The organism is Kocuria sp. KSNUG, assembly GCF_049532735.1.
Classification (GTDB): Bacteria; Actinomycetota; Actinomycetes; order Actinomycetales; family Micrococcaceae; genus Kocuria; species Kocuria rhizophila.
This window is the reverse complement of the sequence record NZ_CP150981.1, coordinates 2,054,269-2,073,119: the sequence shown is the minus strand read 5'-3', so window position 1 is coordinate 2,073,119 and position 18,851 is coordinate 2,054,269. Positions and strand designations below refer to the sequence as shown.

The window sequence follows — 18,851 nt, the reverse complement described above, 5'->3', positions numbered from 1 at the left end:
CACAGTGGGCCGCACCAAGCCGAGCAGGGGGATTTGTGGCTTCCCTACAAGCCCATGTCAGTCGGTGCCCGACAGCCGCCCCGCGAGCAGCGCGCAGTGCAGCACGAAGGCGTCCCGGGGCAGCAGGGGGTCCCAGCCGGTGATGTCGCTGACGCGCCGGAGCCGGTACCGCACGGTGTTCGCGTGGACGAAGAGCTCGCGCGCCGTGGCCTCCAGGGAGTGGCCCACGCTGAGGTAGGTGGTGAGGGTGTCCACCAGGCCGGTGGAGGAGGCGGACAGCGGCTCCCACACGGCGTCGACCATGGCGGCGAGCGCCAGCGGGTCCCCGCTGATGGCCCGCTCGGGCCACAGGTCCTCGGAGTCCGTGGGCCGGGGCGCCTGGGGCCAGGCCGCCACCGCTCGCAGCCCCGCGTTGGCGCGGTCCGCCGACTCCTTGGCCTCGAACACGGTGGCCACGGGGGGACCGTGGACCACGGGACCCTCCCCGAACACGCTCGCGAGCCGGGACAGGGACCGGGCCCCGTCCTTGACCCCACCCAGGACGAGGACCAGCCGGTCGGTCTGGATGGCCACCAGGCACTCCGCGGCGTGGCGCTCGACGACGCGCCGGATCCGTTCCACGCCGGCGGGTCCGTTGGTGCTGGGCGCGCGTCCCACCACCACGGTGACGTCCCCCCGGTCCGTCCAGCCCAGCGCGGAGACCCGGGAGCGCAGGTTGTCCGAGTGGTCGCCGCGCAGGATGCCGTCCACCACGAGGGACTCGAGGCGGGCGTCCCACGAGCCCCTGTTCTCGGCGGCCTTGGCGTAGACGTCCGCGGCGGCGAACGCGACCTCGCGGGAGAACCGCAGCACGGCCTCGCGCAGTGCCACCTCGTCGTTGTGCTGCGCGAGCTCCGGGACCTTCTCCTCCACGACGTCCACGACGATCCGCAGCACCTGCAGGGCGTTCTGCAGGGTGATGGACCGGGTCAGCTCCGTGGGGGCCTGCTTGAAGATCTCCGTGAGCACCCACACCGGCTCCTGGGGGTTCTCGTACCAGCGCACGAAGGACGCGATGCCGCGCTGCGCCAGCAGACCCAGCTCGGACCGCTCGTCCGCCCGCAGCTCCGAGAACCACGGCAGGGTGCTCGCGAGCCGCTGCACCGCCACGGTGGAGACCTGCCCCAGGTTGGCCTTGAGGTTCTCCAGGGTCCTGGGGTGCGGGGCGGCCTGCTGCCGGCCGCGCAGGGGCCACGTCACCCGGCGGGAGGTGCGGGACTTGCGGGGTGCGGACCCGGAGGCGTCGGTGGGCATGAGACGAGGGTAGTCGATGCGTCACCGAGCCCGGCCAGGCACCGGCTCGGTCCCCGCCCGGGCACGGAACCTTTCCGAGGACGACGCCGCCCCCGCGCCATGAGGGGCGCGGGGGCGGTGGGTCGGTGGTGCGGGACGGCTCAGGCGTCGCCCCCGGCGTTGCCGGAGGTGCCGGCCGCGGGGTCCGTGAGCTTGTACCGCGTGAGCGCCTCGGCCGGGGCGGACCAGTCGATCTCGCCCCGCTTGGCGAGCATCTCCAGGGTCCGCACCACCATCGAGTGGGCGTCGATGGTGAAGAACCGGCGGGCACCGGCCCGGGTGTCGGCGAACCCGAAGCCGTCGGCGCCCAGGGAGGCCCAGTCGTTGGGGACGTACTGCCGCACGGAGTCCGGCAGCTGGGAGGCGTAGTCGCTCGTGGCGACCACGGGACCCGTGGCCCCGGCCAGAGCCTGGGTGATGTACGGGGTGCGTGCTCCGGACTCGGGATCCAGGAACGCGTCCTGCTCCGCAGCCATCGCGTCGCGGCGCAGGTTGGTCCAGGAGGTCACGGACCACACGTCCGCGGACACGCCCCACTCCTCGGCGAGGATCTGCTGCGCCTCGAGCGCCCACGGCACACCCACGCCGGAGGCCAGCAGCTGGGCGCGCGGGCCCTCGGTCTTCGCGGGCTTGAGCAGGTAGATGCCGTTGACGATGCCGTCCACGTCCACGTTCTCGGGCTCCGCGGGCTGGTGGATGGGCTCGTTGTACACCGTGAGGTAGTACATGACGTTGTGGTCCTCGTCGCCCGTGCCGTACATGTGCTCCAGGCCGCGCTTGACGATGTGCGCGATCTCGTAGCCGTAGGCGGGGTCGTAGTGGATCACCGCGGGGTTGGTGGACGCGAGGATCGGGGAGTGCCCGTCCGCGTGCTGCAGACCCTCGCCCGTGAGCGTGGTGCGACCGGCGGTGGCGCCGATGACGAACCCGCGGGCCATCTGGTCCGCCGCGGCCCAGAACTCGTCACCCGTGCGCTGGAACCCGAACATCGAGTAGAAGATGTAGACCGGGATCATGGTCTCGCCGTGGGTCGCGTAGGACGTGCCCGCGGCGGTGAAGGCCGCGGTGGCGCCGGCCTCGTTGATCCCGGGGTGCAGGATCACACCCTGGGCCGACTCCTTGTAGGCCAGCATCAGCTCGCGGTCCACGGAGAGGTAGTTCTGCCCGTTGGGGTTGTAGATCTTGGCCGTGGGGAAGAACGAGTCCATGCCGAAGGTGCGGGCCTCGTCCGGGATGATCGGCACGATGCGGTGGCCGAAGTCCTTCTCGCGCATCAGGTCCTTGAGGATGCGCACGAAGGCCATGGTGGTGGCCGCCATCTGCTTGCCCGAGCCCTTCTTGCCGGAGGCGTAGGCGCGCTCCGAGGGCAGCGTGATCTCCTTCTGGGGGTGCGGGCGGTCCGGGACAAAGCCGCCCAGCTCCTTGCGGCGCTCCAGCAGGTACTTGATCTCGGGGGAGTCCGCGCCCGGGTGGTAGTACGGGGCGTTGTAGAGGTCCGACTCGAGCTGCTCGTCCGTGATGGGGATGCGCAGGTGGTCGCGGAAGGCCTTGAGGTCCTCCAGCGTCAGCTTCTTCATCTGGTGCGTGGCGTTGCGCGCCTCGAAGTGCGGGCCCAGGCCGTAGCCCTTGATGCCCTGCGCCAGGATCACGGTGGGCTGGCCCTTGTGCTCGAGTGCCGCCTTGTACGCCGCGTAGACCTTGTTGTAGTCGTGGGCGCCGCGCTTGAGGTTCCAGATCTGCTCGTCGGTGTAGTCCGCCACGAGTTCCTTGGTGGCCGCGGACCGGGCGAAGAAGTGGTCGCGCACGAAGCCGCCGGACTCCGCCTTGAAGGTCTGGTAGTCGCCGTCCAGGGTCTCGTTCATGATGCGCACGAGCTCACCGGTGTGGTCCGCCTCCAGCAGGGCGTCCCACTCGCGGCCCCACACCACCTTGATGACGTTCCAGCCGGCGCCCCGGAAGAACGCCTCCAGCTCCTGGATGATCTTGCCGTTGCCGCGCACGGGGCCGTCGAGACGCTGCAGGTTGCAGTTGACCACGAAGGTCAGGTTGTCCAGCTTGTCGTTGGCCGCGAGCTGCAGCACGCCGCGCGACTCGGGCTCGTCCATCTCGCCGTCGCCGAGGAACGCCCAGACGTGCTGCTCGGAGGTGTCCTTGATCCCGCGGTTGTGCAGGTAGCGGTTGAACTGCGCCTGGTACACGGCGTTCATGGGCCCGATGCCCATGGACACGGTGGGGAACTGCCAGAAGTCGGGCAGGCTGCGCGGGTGGGGGTAGGAGGGCAGGCCGTTCGGGGCCTTGGTCTTCTCCTGGCGGAACCCGTCCAGCTGCTCCTCCGTGAGGCGGCCCTCGAGGTACGCGCGGGCGTAGTTGCCGGGGGAGGAGTGGCCCTGGAAGAACACCTGGTCGCCGCCACCGGGGTGTTCGGGTCCACGGAAGAAGTGGTTCAGGCCCACTTCGTAGAGGGTGGCCACGCCGGCGTAGGAGGAGATGTGACCGCCCACCCCGACGCCCGGGCGCTGCGCGCGGTGGACCATGACGGCCGCGTTCCAGCGCAGGAAGGCACGGTAGCGGCGCTCGATCTCCTCGTCACCGGGGAACTCGGGCTCCTGGTCCACGGGGATGGTGTTGACGTAGTCGGAGGTGGTGACCATGGGGACACCCACGGAGTGCGTACCGGCGTGCTGCAGCAGGGCACGCATGACGTACTGCGCCCGCGCGGTGCCCTGCGCCTGGATCAGCGCGTCGAAGGACTCGATCCACTCCTGCGTCTCCTGCGCGTCCGCGTCCTGGAGATTGTTCGTCAAGCCACTCAGAATGTGGTGATTGCTGTCGGAAGACACGAGAACCTCTCTATCGTCAGCTCCGTGTGCTCGGGGTGCCCGGTGGCGGAGCGGTGTGTCAGGCGTCGGGTGGACGGAAACGTCTCCGCCTCCGTGGTTCTTTCATGGTGTCACAGGCTACGGCCCGGGGGATTGCCCCGGCGGCGTTCTGCGCGTCACATCTGCGTGTCCCCGCTCTTCTGCCCGCGCTTCCCGGGGAGCGCCACGCGTGCGGATTTGGCCGCGAGCCCGTGCCGTGGCTTGAACGTGGCGCTAAAGCAGTGTTGTCTTTATTACGCACCGTCGACGCTCCCGTCACGGTGGGTACGGGCCCGGACCACCGACCGGTGGTCACCGGTGACCCGCACAACACAGCTGAGAAGGAGAGACACGGTGAGCGAGGCGAAAGCCCCCGAGGAGAGCATTGCGGAGCAGCTGAACCTGAAGGACGGCGACTACGTCCAGGAGTTCGGCTACGACGACGACGTCGATGCGGACCTGCGGGAGCGGATCGAGGCGGCCATCGGCTCGGAGCTGTTCGACGAGGACGCGCAAGAGGTCGTGGACGCCGTGGTGCTGTGGTGGCGCGACGGCGACGGTGACCTCGTGGACGAGCTCGTCGACGTGCAGACCACCCTCGACGACGGCGGCGTGGTCTGGCTCCTGACCCCCAAGGCCGGCCGCGAGGACCACGTCTCTCCCGCCGACATTCAGGAAGCCGCCTCCACCGCGGGCCTCCACGTCACCAGCGCGGCGCGCGTCTCCTCCGACTGGACCGTCTCGCGACTGGCCCCCAAGCGCAACTTCTGAGGTGCCCGGCCACCCGCCGTCCGCGCCGTGGGAAAGGACCACATGAGCGACATCGGATCCACAGCACCGGACTTCGCGCTGACCAACAGGGACGGCGAGATCCGCACGCTCGCGCAGTTCCGGGGCGCGCCGGTGGTGCTCGTGTTCTTCCCGTTCGCGTTCTCGCCCATCTGCACGGACGAGCTGTGCCACCTGCAGGACCACACCGACACCTTCGAGGAGTTCGGTGCCACGGTGCTGTGCGTGTCCACGGACAGCCACCACTGTCTCGACGCCTTCGCCCGGCAGGAGTCCTACGACTTCGAGATGCTCTCGGACCACTGGCCCCACGGTGAGGTGGCGCGGCGCTACGGCGTGTTCGACGAGCAGGAGGGGTGCGCCCGGCGGCACACGATCACGGTGGACTCCCAGGGCGTGGTCCGGGACGTGAGTGCTGCGGACATGACCGAGTCCCGCTCGTGGGATCGGCTGCGCACCGTCCTCGAGAACCTCCCCCGGTCCTGAGATGCCGGCGCGGGTGCTGCGTGCCGGGTACGGCACGCCCGTGGACCGGGACTTGTTCCCGGACCCCGATGCCCTGGACGCCCGGGCGGGTCTGCGCCCCGTCCACGAGCTGCTCGTGGGACGCAGGATCGCCGTCCTCACGGGAGCCGGAGTCAGCACGTCCTCCGGGATCCCCGACTACCGGGGGCCGGACGCGAAACCCCGCAACCCCATGACCTACCAGGAGTTCATGGCGGACGTGGGCAACCGGCGCCACTACTGGGCGCGCAATCAGTTCGGCTGGCACTTCGTGGCTCGCGCCGAGCCGTCGGCGGCGCACACGGCTCTGGCCACCCTGGAGGCGGCGGGCGCCGTGGACGGGATCATCACCCAGAACATCGACCGTCTGCACCAGAAGGCGGGATCACTCGCGGTCGTGGACCTGCACGGGACCTACGCGTGGGTCGTGTGCACTTCGTGCCGCTCGCGCTTTCCCCGGGAGGAGGTCTCGCGCTACCTCGACGAGCTCAACCCCGGGTTCTACGACGGCATGGATTCCGGGGCGGACGTCGAGTACGCACCGGACGCGGACGCCACCGTGGAGCACACCGCGGGGTTCCGGGTGTGGGACTGCCCGGTGTGCCAGGGGGTGCTGAAGCCGGACGTCGTGTTCTTCGGGGAGAACGCCACGGCACTGAACGTGGCGCTGGCCCGCCGGATGGTGACGCACGCGGACGCGCTGCTGGTGGCCGGCAGCTCCTTGACGGTGAACTCGGGCAGACGCTACGTCCGGCAGGCGGCCCGGGAGGGGAAGCCCGTGGTGATCGTCAACCACGGGGTGACCGGCGCGGACGAGCTGGCCACGCTCAAGGTGGATGCCCAGGTGGGGGAGTTCCTCACGGATCTCGCCGCCCGCCTGGTCCACTGAAGACGGTGCTTGCCCCCACCCGGAGGAGCGCATAGACTCGGACCACGAGACCCCGGGGGTCTGCGGAGGGGAAGCCGCGGACGTCGTCGGGGTCTCGCTCTGTCTCCGGTCTCCCGCCCCGTGCCGGCACGGCGGCGGCACCGACGTCGAAGGCCCCGCATCCGTGAGGACGCGGGGCCTTCGACGTACGGCGGGGTGCTCAGTCGACGGGGTCGATGACCGGCTTGGCGGCCTGGGCGCCGCGGCACTGCTGCGCCCACAGGGCCGCACCCACGATGCCCGCGTTGTTGCGCAGGGCGGCGATCTCCACCGGGGTGCGCAGTTCCAGGTAGGGGAGGAACTTCTCCGAGTTCTTGGACACGCCGCCGCCGATGATGAACAGCGATGGGGAGAACAGGAACTCCACGTGGGAGAAGTAGCGCTGGAGCCGCTTGGTGGCCCACTTCTTCCAGGGCAGCTGCTCGCGTTCGCGCGCGGCCGCGGAGGCTCGCGTCTCGGCGTCGTGGCCGTCGATCTCCAGGTGGCCGAGTTCCGCATTGGGGACCAGCTGGCCGTTGAGGATCATGGCGGAGCCGATGCCGGTGCCCAGGGTGATCACCATGACCAGCCCCTCCTTGCCCTTGCCCGCGCCGTAGTGGGCCTCGGCGAGCCCGGCGCCGTCGGCGTCGTTGAGCGCCTCGACCTCACGCCCCAGGGTCTCGGTCATCAACGCGTCCACGTCCGTGTTGATCCAGGACTTGTCCACGTTCGCGGCGGACAGGGCCACGCCGTTCTTGATGATCGCGGGGAACACGATGCCCACGTTGCTGTCCGGGGCCGGTGCCTCCGGCCGGGACTGCAGCTCGTCCACGATCTGCCGGACCACGTCCGCCACCGCCTGCGGGGTGGCCGGGTGCGGCGTGGGGATGCGGAAGCGCTCGCCCACGAGCTGCCCGGTGGTGAGATCCACGATCCCGCCCTTGGTGCCGGTACCACCAATGTCGATTCCAATGCCGTACTGCGAGACGACACCCTGCGGAGTACCTGAGCTCATGAACGGTCCCTTCGGTTCACGGTCTGACGCTGTTCCGGGGCGGCGGAGTTCTCCCGCCCGCCCCGTGCCTTCGAGTTTACGGGCCGACGTGGGCGGATCACGGGAGGGTGAGGATCTCCACGCCGTCCTCGGTCACGACCATGGTGTGCTCGTACTGCGCGGTGCGCATGCGGTCGTGCGTGGTGATGGTCCAGTCGTCCTCCCACTGGTCCCACGCAATGGTTCCCAGGGTCAGCATGGGCTCGATCGTGAAGATCATCCCCGGGACCATCTCGGTGCTGTAGGACGGGGCGGCGTCGTAGTGCGGGACGATCAGCCCGGTGTGGAACTCGCGCCCCACGCCGTGGCCGGTGAAGTCCCGCACCACGCCGTATCCGAAGCGCTGGGCGTACTTCTCGATGACCCTGCCGATCACGTTGATCTCTCGGCCCGGGCGGACGGCCCTGATGGCGCGGTTGGTGGCCTCGAGGGTGCGCTCGACGAGCAGCCGCGAGTCCTCGTCCACGTCCCCCACCAGGAACATGGCGTTGGTGTCCCCGTGCATCCCGTTCTTGTAGGCGGTGACGTCCAGGTTGATGATGTCCCCGTCCTCGAGCACCGTGGAGTCCGGGATGCCGTGGCAGATGACCTCGTTGAGCGACGTGCAGATGGACTTGGGGAACCCGCGGTACTCCAGGCAGGAGGGGTAGGCCCCGTGGTCGCACATGTACTCGTGGGCGATCCGGTCCAGCTCGTCCGTGGTCACTCCCGGCTTCGCCTCGGCACCTGCGGCCTGCAGGGCGCGCGCCGCGATCTGCCCGGCCTCGCGCACCAGCTCGACCTCCTCCGGGGTGTAGACGTTGGACGCGCTGCCCTCGTCCGGTTCGGTCCGCCCCACGTACTCCGGGCGCTCGATGCCGCGGGGCACGGGCCGCAGCGGGGAGAGCGAGCCGGGGCGCAGCGCGCCGACGGGTGCGGTGGATCCGGGAGCTGGGGCGAGGTTGTGACTGGTCACGATGGGTCGATGCCTCCTGCGGCAGTGGTGTGCTGGTGCGCTCCGGGGCGTCGCGGCCTCCCGGGGACCTGGTTCAGCAACTAGCCTAAGCCTTGGGTCCCGGGCTCGTTCCGCCCGGGTGTTCGCGACCCGCCGCCCGGCGGGCAGACGGCGCGCCGCGCCGGAGAGAGAGGCAGCACATGGCCGAGTACTGGTACAACCTCTACACCAAGCAGGTGGAGGAGGGCCCACAGGACGACTACCGCAAGCTCATGGGCCCCTACGCCACGCGCGAGGAGGCCTCCAGGGCCCTCGAGCACGCCGCTGAGAACACTAAGCGGTGGGACGACGAGGACGCCGCGTTCCAGGGCGACTGAGCCCGGGAGGGGGCGGGCGGCGTCGTCACCCGCGGTAGGTGTGCTCCTCCGCGGGGAACGCGCCCGAGCGCACGTCCGCCACGTAGGCGGACACGGCGTCGCCCGCGACCCGCGCGAGATCCGCGTACTGCCGCACGAAGCGCGGCATGTGCCCGGTGCGCAGCCCCAGCATGTCCTGCCACACGAGCACCTGCCCGGTGGTCACGTTTCCCGCGCCGATGCCCACGGTGGGGATCTCCAGCGCGTCCTCGACCGCGGCGGCGGCGTCCGCGGACACCATCTCCAGGACCACGGCGAAGCACCCGGCGTCCTGCACGGCGCGGGCGTCCCGGAGCAGCTGCTCGGCGGCCCCGCCGCGGCCCTGGATGCGGAAGCCGCCCAGCGCGTGCTCCGACTGCGGGGTGAAGCCCACGTGCCCCATGACCGGGATCCCGGCGCGGACCACCGCGGCGATGTGCTCGGCCACGGCCTCGCCGCCCTCGAGCTTGACGGCGTGCGCGCCGGTCTCCTTCATGATCCGCGCGGCGCTGCGCACGGCCTGGGCGGGTGACTCCTCGTAGGAGCCGAACGGCAGGTCCACCACCACGAGCGCGCGCTGCACGCCTCGCACCACCGCCGCCGCGAACACCACCATGTCCTCCAGGGTGACCGGGAGCGTGCTCTCGTGACCCAGCACGGTGTTGCCCAGCGAGTCGCCCACGAGCAGCACGTCCACGCCGGAGCGGTCGAAGATCCCAGCGGTGAGGACGTCGTAGCTCGTGAGCATCGAGAACTTCTCGCCCGAATCCTTGGCGCGCCGCAGGTGCACGGTGCGCACGCGCTTGACGTTGGCGAGGGCGGGTGTCGCGGGGGTCCCGGGAACGGGCTGGGCATCGGTCATCGCTCCAGCCTACCGGCCCTCGGGAGGGCGCCGCGGGCCGGATCGGCGGGGCGCACGACGCCGGTGGGCCACCTCCCGCACCCCGCGGCACCGCTGGGCGGGGGCCAAGTTCTACGGCCTCCTGCGTGGGCCGGGAGCACCCGGGTTCCCCGGTCGCGTGCACGGGCCCGGAGCACCCGGGTTCTGCGGCCGGTGGGTGCCAGGGTGACCCCGCACCGGGCGGCCTCGACGAGGCGGGTGCCGAGCCCGGAGCGTCCGGACCGGGATGTCGGAGCGGGCCGATACAGTGGGGCCTGGCTCCGTCGGGTGTGCGCACCCGGACGCCGAGCTGGTGAACCGCTGTGCCGCAGCCCCGAGGAATCCGAGGTGGACCCATGGACCGTCAGCAGGAATTCGTTCTCCGCACCATCGAGGACCGGGACGTGCGATTCGTGCGGCTCTGGTTCACGGACGTCGTGGGCACCCTGAAGTCCATCGCGCTGGCCCCGGCGGAGGTGGAGTCCGCGTTCGAGGAAGGTCTCGGCTTCGACGGCTCCTCCATCGAGGGACTGTCCCGCGTGTTCGAGTCGGACATGCTGCTGCAGCCGGACCCCTCCACGTTCCAGCTGCTGCCGTGGCGCGGTGAGGACGAGCCCACGTCCCGCATGTTCTGCGACCTCAAGACCCCGGACGGCGAGCCCTCGTCGGCGGATCCCCGAGGCGTGCTCAAGCGGGTGCTCGCCAAGGCCTCCGACATGGGGTTCACGTGCTACACCGCGCCGGAGATCGAGTTCTACCTGCTGCGCTCCCCGGAGCTGGACCCCCGAACGGGGGAGCCCGTGCCCGTGGACTACGAGGGCTACTTCGACCACGTCCCCGGCGGAGTGGTCCAGGACTTCCGGCGCCGCGCGGTGAGCATGCTGGAGGCCGTGGGGATCTCCGTGGAGTTCTCCCACCACGAGGCCGGGCCGGGACAGAACGAGATCGACCTGCGCTACGCGGACGCCCTGCAGACCGCGGACAACATCATGACCTTCCGCACCGTGGTCCGGGAGGTGGCACTGTCCCAGGGCAGTTACGCCACGTTCATGCCCAAGCCGTTCTCGCGCCACCCCGGCTCCGGGATGCACACGCACTTCTCCCTGTTCGAGGGGGACACCAACGCCTTCTACGAGGCCGGGGCGGAGTTCCGGCTCTCGGACACCGGCCGCCACTTCATCGCCGGACTGCTGCGCCACGCGCCGGAGTTCACCTCAGTGACCAACCAGTTCGTGAACTCGTACAAGCGGCTGTGGGCGGGGGACGAGGCGCCCTCCTACATGTCCTGGGGCCACAACAACCGTTCCGCACTGGTGCGCGTGCCCCTCTACAAGCCGGACAAGGTGCAGTCCTCGCGCATCGAGTACCGCGGCATCGACTCCGCCACCAACCCGTACCTCTCCTACGCGGCGCTGATCGGCGCGGGGCTCAAGGGGATCGAGAACGAGTACGAGCTGCCGCCCGTAGAGATGGACGACGTCTTCTCCATGAGCAGCGCCGAGCGCCGGGCCGTGGGGCACAAGCCGCTGCCGTCCAGCCTGCACGACGCCATCGGGCTCACCGAGGAGTCCGAGTTCATGGCCGAGCTGCTGGGGGAGCAGGTCTTCGAGTACTTCCTGCGCAACAAGCGCCGCGACTGGGACCAGTACCGCCAGGAGGTCTCCCCGTACGAGCTGCGCACCAACCTGGGCATCCTTTAAGGGCCGGCGATGAGCACCGGGAGCGGGGGAACCGCGGGACAGGGCGCCACGGCCAAGGAGCGCGTGGAACAGGTCTCCGCGAAGCAGCTGATCGGCGTGGGCTTCGCGGACGTGACCAACGCGAGGCGGTGGCTGGGCTTCCCCGAGCTCGACGCCGTGGACTTGCCGCGGCTGCTCGAGGGGCTGGCCCACGCGGCGTCGCCGGACGTGGCGCTGCAGCTGATCGTGCGCCTGATCGAGCAGCACCCGGAGGTGGCGCGGCGCGTGACCGGGGATCCCGCGGACTCCGAGACGATGTTCCGGCTGCTGGGGGCCTCCGAGGCACTCGGGGAGTTCCTGCTGCGGGCCCCCGAGAACCTCGACCTGCTGGACATCCGCCCCGAGGACCAGCCGGGCGCCGACCAGCCGGACGCACTGCGCCGAGAGCTGCTCGGGTCCGTGGGCGCGGATCCGGACGCGGAGACCCCCGTGGCCACCGTGACGGGCCAGGACGCGCAGAAGGCGTTGCGCGTGGCCTACCGCCGAGGTCTCGCCCGGGTGGCCATCCGCGACGTGGGCGCCCTGGACCCCGTGGCGTACATGCCCGCCGTGGGTCGTCAGCTCGCGGACCTGGCGGGGGCCGCGCTCGAGGCGGGACTGGCCGTGGCCCGCGCCCAGGTCCACGAGCGCTGGGACCCCGCGCTGGTGGAGCAGGTGCGTCTGGCCGTGATCGGCATGGGCAAGTGCGGCGCGCGAGAGCTGAACTACATCTCCGACGTGGACGTGGTCTACGTGGTGGAGACCCGCGCGTCGGACTCGGGCGAGGCACCCGACGAGAACACCGCCACCGAGATCGCCACGGAGCTCGCGCACCAGCTGGCCCAGGCCATGATGGCCACCGGCCCGGAACCCGCCCTGTGGGAGGTGGACGCGAACCTGCGCCCCGAGGGCAAGGACGGGCCACTGGTGCGCACGCTGGACTCCCACGTGCGCTACTACAAGCGGTGGGCGAAGTCCTGGGAGTTCCAAGCGCTGCTCAAGGCCCGCTGCGTGGCCGGGGACCGCGAGCTGGGGGAGCGCTACGAGGACGCCATCGCCCCCTTCATCTGGTCCTCCGCAGAGCGCGAGGGCTTCGTGGAGTCCGTGCAGGCCATGCGACGCCGCGTCACGGAGAACATCCCCGAGGCGGACCGGGACCGCCAGATCAAGCTCGGGCCCGGCGGACTGCGGGACGTGGAGTTCACCGTGCAGCTGCTGCAGCTCGTGCACGGCCGCGGCGACGAGACGGTGCGGACGCGCGCCACCACGGACTCGCTCGCGGCGCTGTCCTCGGGCGGGTACATCGGGCGCAAGGACGCCGAGGAGTTCGGGCGCAACTACCGGTGGCTGCGGCTGCTGGAGCACCGGATCCAGCTCTTCCGGCTGCGCCGCACCCACCTGATGCCCCGCGACGAGCGGGAGCTGGCGGTGATCGCCCGCTCGATCGACGGGGCCACGGAGGGCAGCCACCCCACGGCGGCCAAGCTCGTGGAGCAGTGGTCGGGGCTCAAGCGCAGCGTGCGCTCGATGCACGAGCGGATCTTCTACCGCCCGATGCTCGCGGCGCTCGCGAACGCCCCGGCAGACACCACGCTGACCACGGACTCCGCGCGGGACCGTCTGGCGGCGCTGGGCTACCAGGACACCCGGGCCGCGATGCAGCACATCGAGGCGCTGTCCCGCGGCGTCAGCCGGCGGGCCGAGATCCTGCGGACCCTGCTGCCGGTGCTGCTCGACTGGCTCGCCGAGGGCGTGGACCCGGACGCCGGTCTGCTCAACCTGCGCCGGGTGTGCGAGTCCCTGGGCACCACCCCGTGGTTCCTGCGCCTGCTGCGGGACTCCAACGCCGCCGCGGAGCGGCTGTGCAGCATCCTCTCCAGCTCCCGCTACGTCTCCGACTTGCTGGAGGTGTCCCCGGAGGCCACCGCCTGGTTGGGGGACGACTCCCTGCTGGCCACCCGCAGCCTGGAGGATCTGGGGGTGGAGATGCGCTCGCAGCTCACCAGGCACCGGGACCCGGACGAGGCCATCCGGGCCGTCCGCCAGATCCGGCGCCGCGAACAGCTGCGCATCGCGCTCGCGGACACGAGCGGCGTCGCCGACGTGGAGACCACGGTGGCTGGGCTCTCCGACGTGGATCAGGCCACCGTGATGGCCGCGCTGCACCTGGCCCAGAAAGAGTACGAGGCTGAGCACGAGGGCGCGCTGCCCGCCCAGCTGCTGGTCGTGGCCATGGGCCGTCAGGGCGGGCGGGAGATCGGCTTCGGCTCGGACGCGGACGTGGTGTACGCCTACGAGCCTGTGGAGGGCGCGGACCCGGGGGAGGCCCAGGCGGCGGCGGAGGCCGTGCTGAACCGCATGGTCAAGCTGCTCAAGCAGCCGTGCACCCCGCCCATCCAGGCCGAACGGGTGCTGGAGATCGACAACGACCTGCGACCGGAGGGCCGCTCGGGCGCCAAGGTGCGCTCGGTGGCCTCCTACGCGGAGTACTACGAGCGATGGGGCGAGACCTGGGAGTTCCAGGCCCTCACCCGCGCCCGGTTCATGGCCGGTTCCGAGGAGGTGGCCCGCGCGTTCTTCCGCGTGGTGGACCGTCACCGCTACCCGGCGGAGTTCACGGACCGCCAGCTCGTGGACATCCGCCGCATGAAGGCCCGGGTGGAGAGCGAGCGCATGCCGCGCGGCGCGGACCCGCTGCGCCAGGTCAAGCTCGGTCGCGGTGGGCTCTCGGACGTGGAGTGGCTCGTGCAGCTGCTGCAGCTGCGCCACGGCCACGAGGTCCCGGAGCTGCGCACCACGTCCACACTGCCCGCCCTGCACGCGGCGGTCGCCGCGGGGCTCGTGGGGCCCGAGGACGCCTCCGTCCTGGAGCACGCGTGGAAGCTCGCCACGGACATCCGCAACGGCAACGTGCTGCGTTCGGGGCGCGCCTCGGACTCGGTGCCTTCCCGGCGCGCGGACCTCGAGGCCGTGGCCCGCTGGATCGGCTACGAACCCGGCTCCGCCACGGTGCTGGAGGAGGACTACCTGCGCATCACCCGGCAGTCCCGCTCGGTCTTCGAGCGGCTGTTCTACGGCCACTGAGGCACGACGCCGCTCGGGGACGTCCCGGGCTCGGCTGCGGGACTCGCTCCGCCTGCCACGAATGGCATGGCCGGCGGACCCGGGGCCCGTACGGTCGAGGCCCGGCCGGTCGGGGTCTCTTCGGTCCTGGGCGTCCCCGGGACGGCATCGGGGGATCGGCAAGCCTCAGAGGGGAGCGGCATGGGCAGTGATGCGGGCGCAGTGGAGCTGCGGAGGGCGTGCGCCGCGGACGTTGGGCAGATCCACGCCGTGGTGGCCGCGGCCTACGAGCCGTACCGTGCACGCATGGACCGGCGGCCGGCTCCCCTCACGGCGGACTACGAGGCTCTCGTGGCGTCCGGATGCGTGACGGTGGCCGTGCGGGCGGGAGAGGTGCTTGGGGTGCTCGTCACGGTTCCGCACCCGGACCACCTGCACGTGGACAACGTGGCCGTGGACCCCGCCGCGCAGGGCACGGGCGTGGGACGGCGGCTGCTGGAGTGCGCCGAGGGCCAGGCGCGGGACCTCGGGCTCGACGAGCTGCGGCTCTACACGAACGCGGCCATGACCGAGAACCTGGAGTACTACCCGCGCCGGGGCTACCGGGAGACCGGCCGTCGCCTGGACGAGGGGTTCGAGAGGGTGTTCTTCTCCCGCCGGCTGCGCTGAGGTGCCGGCGCGGCACGGGGCCCGTGGCGCTGCGCTCACGAGCATTCGACGTGTCCTCGGATCTCAGGGCTGCCTGCCGTGTCGACGGCGCAGGGCCTGATGTCCACGAGACGGATGTGACTCTGCTCGGACCAGGCATGTGATGGTGCCCCAGGAGGGAGTCGAACCCCCGACCAAGAGATTAGAAGGCTCCTGCTCTATCCACTGAGCTACTGGGGCGTGCCGCGCGCAGCGACCACCCAGTTTAGCAACGCGGCGGGTGCCCGCCGCGCACGCCCGCGCGGTGCGCCCTGCACAGCCCCGACAACGACGCCGCCCGGCCGGGAGGTCTCCCCAGATCCGGTGCGCGGCGCTCGCGGCGGCCCCGGTGCACCGGACAGTGGGAGCACCCCGCACCGGGGTTCACCGACCGCACCGGGGACGCCCCGGGAGGTCACGAGACGAGGAGCACCTCATGAGCGAGCACGTCACCCTGCGCGGATTCGTGGGCAAGGACCCGGAGTCGCGACTGTTCGAGGACGGCACCATGGTGGCCAGGTTCCGCCTGGCCACCACCACCCGACGCTTCCACGCCGCCAGCAACACGTGGCAGGACGGGACCACCAACTGGTACACGGTGCGCTGCTTCCGCACCCTGGCCATGCACGTGATGGCCAGCGTGCGCTGCGGGCACCCCGTGGTGGTCACCGGCAAGCTGGGCATCAACGAGTGGCAGTCGGAGACCGGACCCCGCACGGTGGTTCAGGTGGACGCCGCCGCCGTGGGCCACGACCTCAGCTTCGGCACGGCCAACTTCTCCCGCTCGGGCGGGCGGGCCCAGCGCTCCGGCAGCGCCGAGGGCGCACAGGCCCGAGAAGACACCGGTGACGGTCCCGCGGATGGCGCGAGCGGCGTCGTCCAGGGCGAGAACGAGGCGGGAACCGAAGACCGGTACCGGGACGCACAGTCCCTGGGCCTGGGAGAGGACGGGTACGTGGACGTGACCTCCGGCGCAGTGATCGCCGTGGACGCGGACGACCACACGTTCGACGGTCTGGGAGCCCACGGCGATGGCATTGACGACACCGGCGGGACCCGGGATGCCGGTGGGGACGACGAGGACATCGCGCGGGAGAACTCCACGTCCGAGGACCGGGAGCCGGCCGCGGCCGCCTCGTGAGGGGCTTGTCACCGAGGGCCCAGGCGCGTTCCGGGTGGGCGGGGCTTTCTACGGGTGCACCATTCGCGGGGCGCGTCCGAGCCTGCGAGGCCGCCGCACACACGGGGTGTTCCGGTCCCGGCCGGAATGCCTCCCCGCCCACGGTGGCACCGGCCACACCGCCGCAGCCCCCGCGGGGATCGTGGCTCGCGGGGGCACGGCGGCGCGGTAGCCTGGAGGGCATGGCGGAATTTATCTACACCATGAACAAGGCTCGCAAGAAGGTGGGCGACAAGGTCATCCTGGACGACGTCACCATGTCGTTCTTCCCGGGCGCCAAGATCGGCGTCGTGGGCCCGAACGGCGCGGGCAAGTCGACCATCCTGAAGATCATGGCGGGGCTGGACCAGCCCTCCAACGGTGAGGCCCGGCTGAGCCCCGGCTACTCCGTGGGCATCCTGCTGCAGGAGCCCCCGCTGAACGAGGAGAAGACGGTCCTCGGCAACGTGGAGGAGGGCGTGGGCGAGATCAAGGCCAAGCTCGACCGCTTCAACGAGATCTCCGCGGAGATGGCCGAGCCGGACGCCGACTTCGACGCCCTCATGGAGGAGATGGGCAAGCTGCAGGAGGAGATCGACGCCGCGAACGCGTGGGATCTCGACTCGCAGCTCGAGCAGGCAATGGACGCCCTGCGCTGCCCCCCGCCGGACGCGGACGTCAAGGTCCTCTCCGGTGGTGAGCGCCGCCGCGTGGCACTGTGCAAGCTGCTGCTGGAGAAGCCGGACCTGCTGCTGCTGGACGAGCCCACCAACCACCTGGACGCCGAGTCCGTGCTGTGGCTCGAGCAGCACCTCGCGAGCTACCCCGGAGCCGTGCTGGCCGTGACCCACGACCGGTACTTCCTGGACCACGTGGCGGAGTGGATCTGTGAGGTGGACCGCGGTCGCCTCTACCCCTACGAGGGCAACTACTCCACCTACCTGGACACCAAGGCCAAGCGCATGGAGGTCCAGGGCAAGAAGGACGCCAAGCAGGCCAAACGCCTCAAGGACGAGCTCGAGTGGGTGCGCTCCAACGCCAAGGGCCGTCAGACCAAGTCCAAGTCCCGTCTGGCACGGTACGAGGAGATGGCGGCCGAGGCGGAGAAGACCCGGAAGCTGGACTTCGAGGAGATCCAGATCCCGCCGGGACCGCGCCTGGGCAACCAGGTCATCGAGGCCAGCGACCTCAAGAAGGGCTTCGGCGACCGCTCCCTGATCAACGGTCTCTCGTTCTCGCTGCCGCGCAACGGCATCGTGGGCGTGATCGGCCCCAACGGCGTGGGCAAGTCCACGCTGTTCAAGACCATCGTGGGCCTCGAGGAGCTGGACGGCGGCGAGCTCAAGGTGGGCGACTCCGTGCAGATCTCCTACGTGGACCAGGGACGCGCCAACCTGGATCCGGAGAAGACCCTCTGGGAGGTCGTCTCGGACGGACTGGACTACATCAACGTGGGCAAGGTGGAGATGCCGTCCCGCGCGTACGTCTCCGCGTTCGGCTTCAAGGGCCCGGACCAGCAGAAGAAGGCCGGTGTGCTCTCCGGCGGTGAGCGCAACCGTCTCAACCTGGCCCTGACCCTCAAGCAGGGCGGCAACCTGCTGCTGCTCGACGAGCCCACCAACGACCTCGACGTGGAGACCCTCGGCTCGCTCGAGAACGCCCTGCTCGAGTTCCCCGGCTGCGCCGTGGTGGTCTCCCACGACCGGTGGTTCCTGGACCGCGTGGCCACCCACATCCTCGCGTGGGAGGGCACCGAGGAGAACCCGGACAACTGGTACTGGTTCGAGGGCAACTTCGAGGCGTACGAGGAGAACAAGGTGGAGCGCCTGGGCGCCGAGGCCGCGCGCCCCAAGCGCCTCACGCACCGCCGCCTCACGCGCGACTGACGTCTTCGCCCGGTCCGCCGCACGACGACGCCGCCGGTCACCGCCCGCACCACGGTGGGTTCCAGCGATCCCCGCAGCACCCTGCATGCCAGGGAGTTGCGGGGATCGTGTCGTGAGATGAGGTGAGGGTGCGTTCGCAGGGGCCATGAGGCGCGCGGTTCCGTGCACCTCCCACGGTGACCTGGAACACTGGAGGCGCAGCACCCGCGTCCACCTCGGTGCGCGCCCAGCTGATCAGAGGAGCACCATCGTGAAGTTCGTCATCCTGATCCACTCGAACCCGCAGCCCTGGGCGCACCCCACGAGCGAGCACACCCGCGAGTACCAGGCCCTGCCGCGGGAGCAGCAGGACGCCCTCGGCGCCACGTGGGACCGCGTGGTCGGGGAGGCCCAGGCGAACGGGGAGATCGTGTTCGCGTGCCCCCTGGCAGACCCAGCCGCTGCCCGCGTGTACGTGCACCGCGGTGAGCCGGTGGTCACCGACGGGCCGTACGCCCGTGCGGAGGAGCACCTCGCGGGGTTCTTCGTCATCGACGTCGCCTCCCGCGAGCGCGCCGAGCAGATCGCGGCCGCGTTCTCGTGCCCCGGGGACACGGTGGAGCTGCGTCCGGTCATGACCCCGGGCCCCGGGGCCTGAGGACGCCCCGGGGCCGGCCGGGTGACCGGCAGCCCCGGGGAAGCGCGG

15 protein-coding genes and 1 tRNA gene are annotated in these 18,851 nt (G+C 70.8%); 10 read left to right on the top strand and 6 right to left on the bottom strand.

Annotation, left to right across the window (positions count from 1 at the left end; translation table 11 throughout):
* Positions 1 to 57: 57 nt before the first annotated feature.
* Together AABM36_RS09025 and aceE are read right to left on the bottom strand one after the other, a co-directional pair.
* On the bottom strand, positions 58 to 1,293 hold the full coding sequence (locus tag AABM36_RS09025; protein WP_423445897.1) for a PucR family transcriptional regulator: 1,236 nt from the start codon (positions 1,291 to 1,293) through the stop codon (positions 58 to 60).
* 140 nt (positions 1,294 to 1,433) lie between these two features.
* Positions 1,434 to 4,172 (bottom strand): pyruvate dehydrogenase (acetyl-transferring), homodimeric type, encoded by a 2,739-nt coding sequence (gene aceE / locus AABM36_RS09020; RefSeq protein WP_423445895.1) that lies wholly within the window; start codon positions 4,170 to 4,172, stop codon positions 1,434 to 1,436.
* 372 nt (positions 4,173 to 4,544) lie between these two features.
* Between aceE and AABM36_RS09015 the strand changes: the two genes are divergently transcribed.
* From AABM36_RS09015 to AABM36_RS09005, 3 genes are read left to right on the top strand one after another with little or no spacing between them, the layout of a single operon-like run.
* Positions 4,545 to 4,961: a DUF3052 domain-containing protein gene (locus AABM36_RS09015; RefSeq protein ID WP_019308992.1), complete on the top strand. Its 417-nt coding sequence runs from the start codon at positions 4,545 to 4,547 to the stop codon at positions 4,959 to 4,961.
* 42 nt (positions 4,962 to 5,003) lie between these two features.
* Positions 5,004 to 5,465: a redoxin domain-containing protein gene (locus tag AABM36_RS09010; protein ID WP_423445893.1), complete on the top strand. Its 462-nt coding sequence runs from the start codon at positions 5,004 to 5,006 to the stop codon at positions 5,463 to 5,465.
* Position 5,466: 1 nt separating this feature from the next.
* Entirely contained in the window at positions 5,467 to 6,372 is a 906-nt protein-coding gene (locus AABM36_RS09005) for a Sir2 family NAD-dependent protein deacetylase (RefSeq protein WP_423445891.1), read from the top strand.
* 199 nt (positions 6,373 to 6,571) lie between these two features.
* Here the strand turns inward: AABM36_RS09005 and ppgK are convergent, their stop codons facing one another.
* The gene (ppgK, locus tag AABM36_RS09000) at positions 6,572 to 7,405 is read right to left on the bottom strand and encodes a polyphosphate--glucose phosphotransferase (RefSeq protein ID WP_423445889.1); all 834 of its coding nucleotides are present in this window, start codon (positions 7,403 to 7,405) and stop codon (positions 6,572 to 6,574) included.
* Between the two features lie 97 nt (positions 7,406 to 7,502).
* The gene (gene map, locus AABM36_RS08995; protein ID WP_423445887.1) at positions 7,503 to 8,399 is read right to left on the bottom strand and encodes a type I methionyl aminopeptidase; all 897 of its coding nucleotides are present in this window, start codon (positions 8,397 to 8,399) and stop codon (positions 7,503 to 7,505) included.
* 179 nt (positions 8,400 to 8,578) lie between these two features.
* Between map and AABM36_RS08990 the strand changes: the two genes are divergently transcribed.
* Complete coding sequence (locus AABM36_RS08990; RefSeq protein ID WP_124108990.1) at positions 8,579 to 8,755, top strand: SPOR domain-containing protein; 177 nt, start codon at positions 8,579 to 8,581, stop codon at positions 8,753 to 8,755.
* A 25-nt stretch (positions 8,756 to 8,780) separates the two neighbouring features.
* Here the strand turns inward: AABM36_RS08990 and panB are convergent, their stop codons facing one another.
* Positions 8,781 to 9,635: a 3-methyl-2-oxobutanoate hydroxymethyltransferase gene (panB, locus tag AABM36_RS08985; RefSeq protein WP_423445885.1), complete on the bottom strand. Its 855-nt coding sequence runs from the start codon at positions 9,633 to 9,635 to the stop codon at positions 8,781 to 8,783.
* A 374-nt stretch (positions 9,636 to 10,009) separates the two neighbouring features.
* Here panB and AABM36_RS08980 point away from each other — a divergent pair, with 374 nt between their 5' ends.
* The 3 genes from AABM36_RS08980 to AABM36_RS08970 all read left to right on the top strand — a co-directional run bounded on the left by AABM36_RS08980 (position 10,010) and on the right by AABM36_RS08970 (position 15,103).
* Positions 10,010 to 11,353, top strand: coding sequence for a glutamine synthetase family protein (locus tag AABM36_RS08980; protein WP_423445883.1), 1,344 nt, complete (start codon positions 10,010 to 10,012; stop codon positions 11,351 to 11,353).
* 9 nt (positions 11,354 to 11,362) lie between these two features.
* Positions 11,363 to 14,455, top strand: coding sequence for a bifunctional [glutamine synthetase] adenylyltransferase/[glutamine synthetase]-adenylyl-L-tyrosine phosphorylase (locus AABM36_RS08975; protein WP_423445881.1), 3,093 nt, complete (start codon positions 11,363 to 11,365; stop codon positions 14,453 to 14,455).
* Positions 14,456 to 14,635: 180 nt separating this feature from the next.
* Positions 14,636 to 15,103, top strand: coding sequence for a GNAT family N-acetyltransferase (locus tag AABM36_RS08970; protein ID WP_423445879.1), 468 nt, complete (start codon positions 14,636 to 14,638; stop codon positions 15,101 to 15,103).
* Between the two features lie 143 nt (positions 15,104 to 15,246).
* Here AABM36_RS08970 and AABM36_RS08965 read toward each other — a convergent pair.
* A tRNA-Arg gene (locus tag AABM36_RS08965) sits at positions 15,247 to 15,322 on the bottom strand.
* Positions 15,323 to 15,557: 235 nt separating this feature from the next.
* On the opposite strand from AABM36_RS08965, the gene AABM36_RS08960 reads away from it, so the two are divergent.
* From AABM36_RS08960 to AABM36_RS08950, 3 genes are all read left to right on the top strand, one after another.
* Complete coding sequence (locus AABM36_RS08960) at positions 15,558 to 16,262, top strand: single-stranded DNA-binding protein (RefSeq protein WP_423445877.1); 705 nt, start codon at positions 15,558 to 15,560, stop codon at positions 16,260 to 16,262.
* Positions 16,263 to 16,483: 221 nt separating this feature from the next.
* Positions 16,484 to 18,166 carry an energy-dependent translational throttle protein EttA gene (gene ettA, locus AABM36_RS08955; RefSeq protein ID WP_124108994.1) on the top strand — a complete coding sequence of 561 codons (1,683 nt, stop codon included), beginning with the start codon at positions 16,484 to 16,486 and terminating at the stop codon, positions 18,164 to 18,166.
* A 250-nt stretch (positions 18,167 to 18,416) separates the two neighbouring features.
* Positions 18,417 to 18,803, top strand: a complete 387-nt coding sequence (locus AABM36_RS08950) for a YciI family protein (RefSeq protein ID WP_423445875.1) — start codon at positions 18,417 to 18,419, stop codon at positions 18,801 to 18,803.
* Positions 18,804 to 18,851: the final 48 nt, after the last annotated feature.

Excerpts from the sequence above, each read along its gene's own strand:
- AABM36_RS09025 (WP_423445897.1), bottom strand. The coding sequence starts at position 1,293 with ATGCCCACCGACGCCTCCGGGTCCGCACCCCGCAAGTCCCGCACCTCC.
- AABM36_RS09010 (WP_423445893.1), top strand. The coding sequence starts at position 5,004 with ATGAGCGACATCGGATCCACAGCACCGGACTTCGCGCTGACCAACAGG.
- AABM36_RS09005 (WP_423445891.1), top strand. The coding sequence starts at position 5,467 with ATGCCGGCGCGGGTGCTGCGTGCCGGGTACGGCACGCCCGTGGACCGG.
- ppgK (WP_423445889.1), bottom strand. The coding sequence starts at position 7,405 with ATGAGCTCAGGTACTCCGCAGGGTGTCGTCTCGCAGTACGGCATTGGA.
- AABM36_RS08990 (WP_124108990.1), top strand. The coding sequence starts at position 8,579 with ATGGCCGAGTACTGGTACAACCTCTACACCAAGCAGGTGGAGGAGGGC.
- panB (WP_423445885.1), bottom strand. The coding sequence starts at position 9,635 with ATGACCGATGCCCAGCCCGTTCCCGGGACCCCCGCGACACCCGCCCTC.
- AABM36_RS08980 (WP_423445883.1), top strand. The coding sequence starts at position 10,010 with ATGGACCGTCAGCAGGAATTCGTTCTCCGCACCATCGAGGACCGGGAC.
- AABM36_RS08975 (WP_423445881.1), top strand. The coding sequence starts at position 11,363 with ATGAGCACCGGGAGCGGGGGAACCGCGGGACAGGGCGCCACGGCCAAG.
- AABM36_RS08970 (WP_423445879.1), top strand. The coding sequence starts at position 14,636 with ATGGGCAGTGATGCGGGCGCAGTGGAGCTGCGGAGGGCGTGCGCCGCG.
- AABM36_RS08960 (WP_423445877.1), top strand. The coding sequence starts at position 15,558 with ATGAGCGAGCACGTCACCCTGCGCGGATTCGTGGGCAAGGACCCGGAG.
- ettA (WP_124108994.1), top strand. The coding sequence starts at position 16,484 with ATGGCGGAATTTATCTACACCATGAACAAGGCTCGCAAGAAGGTGGGC.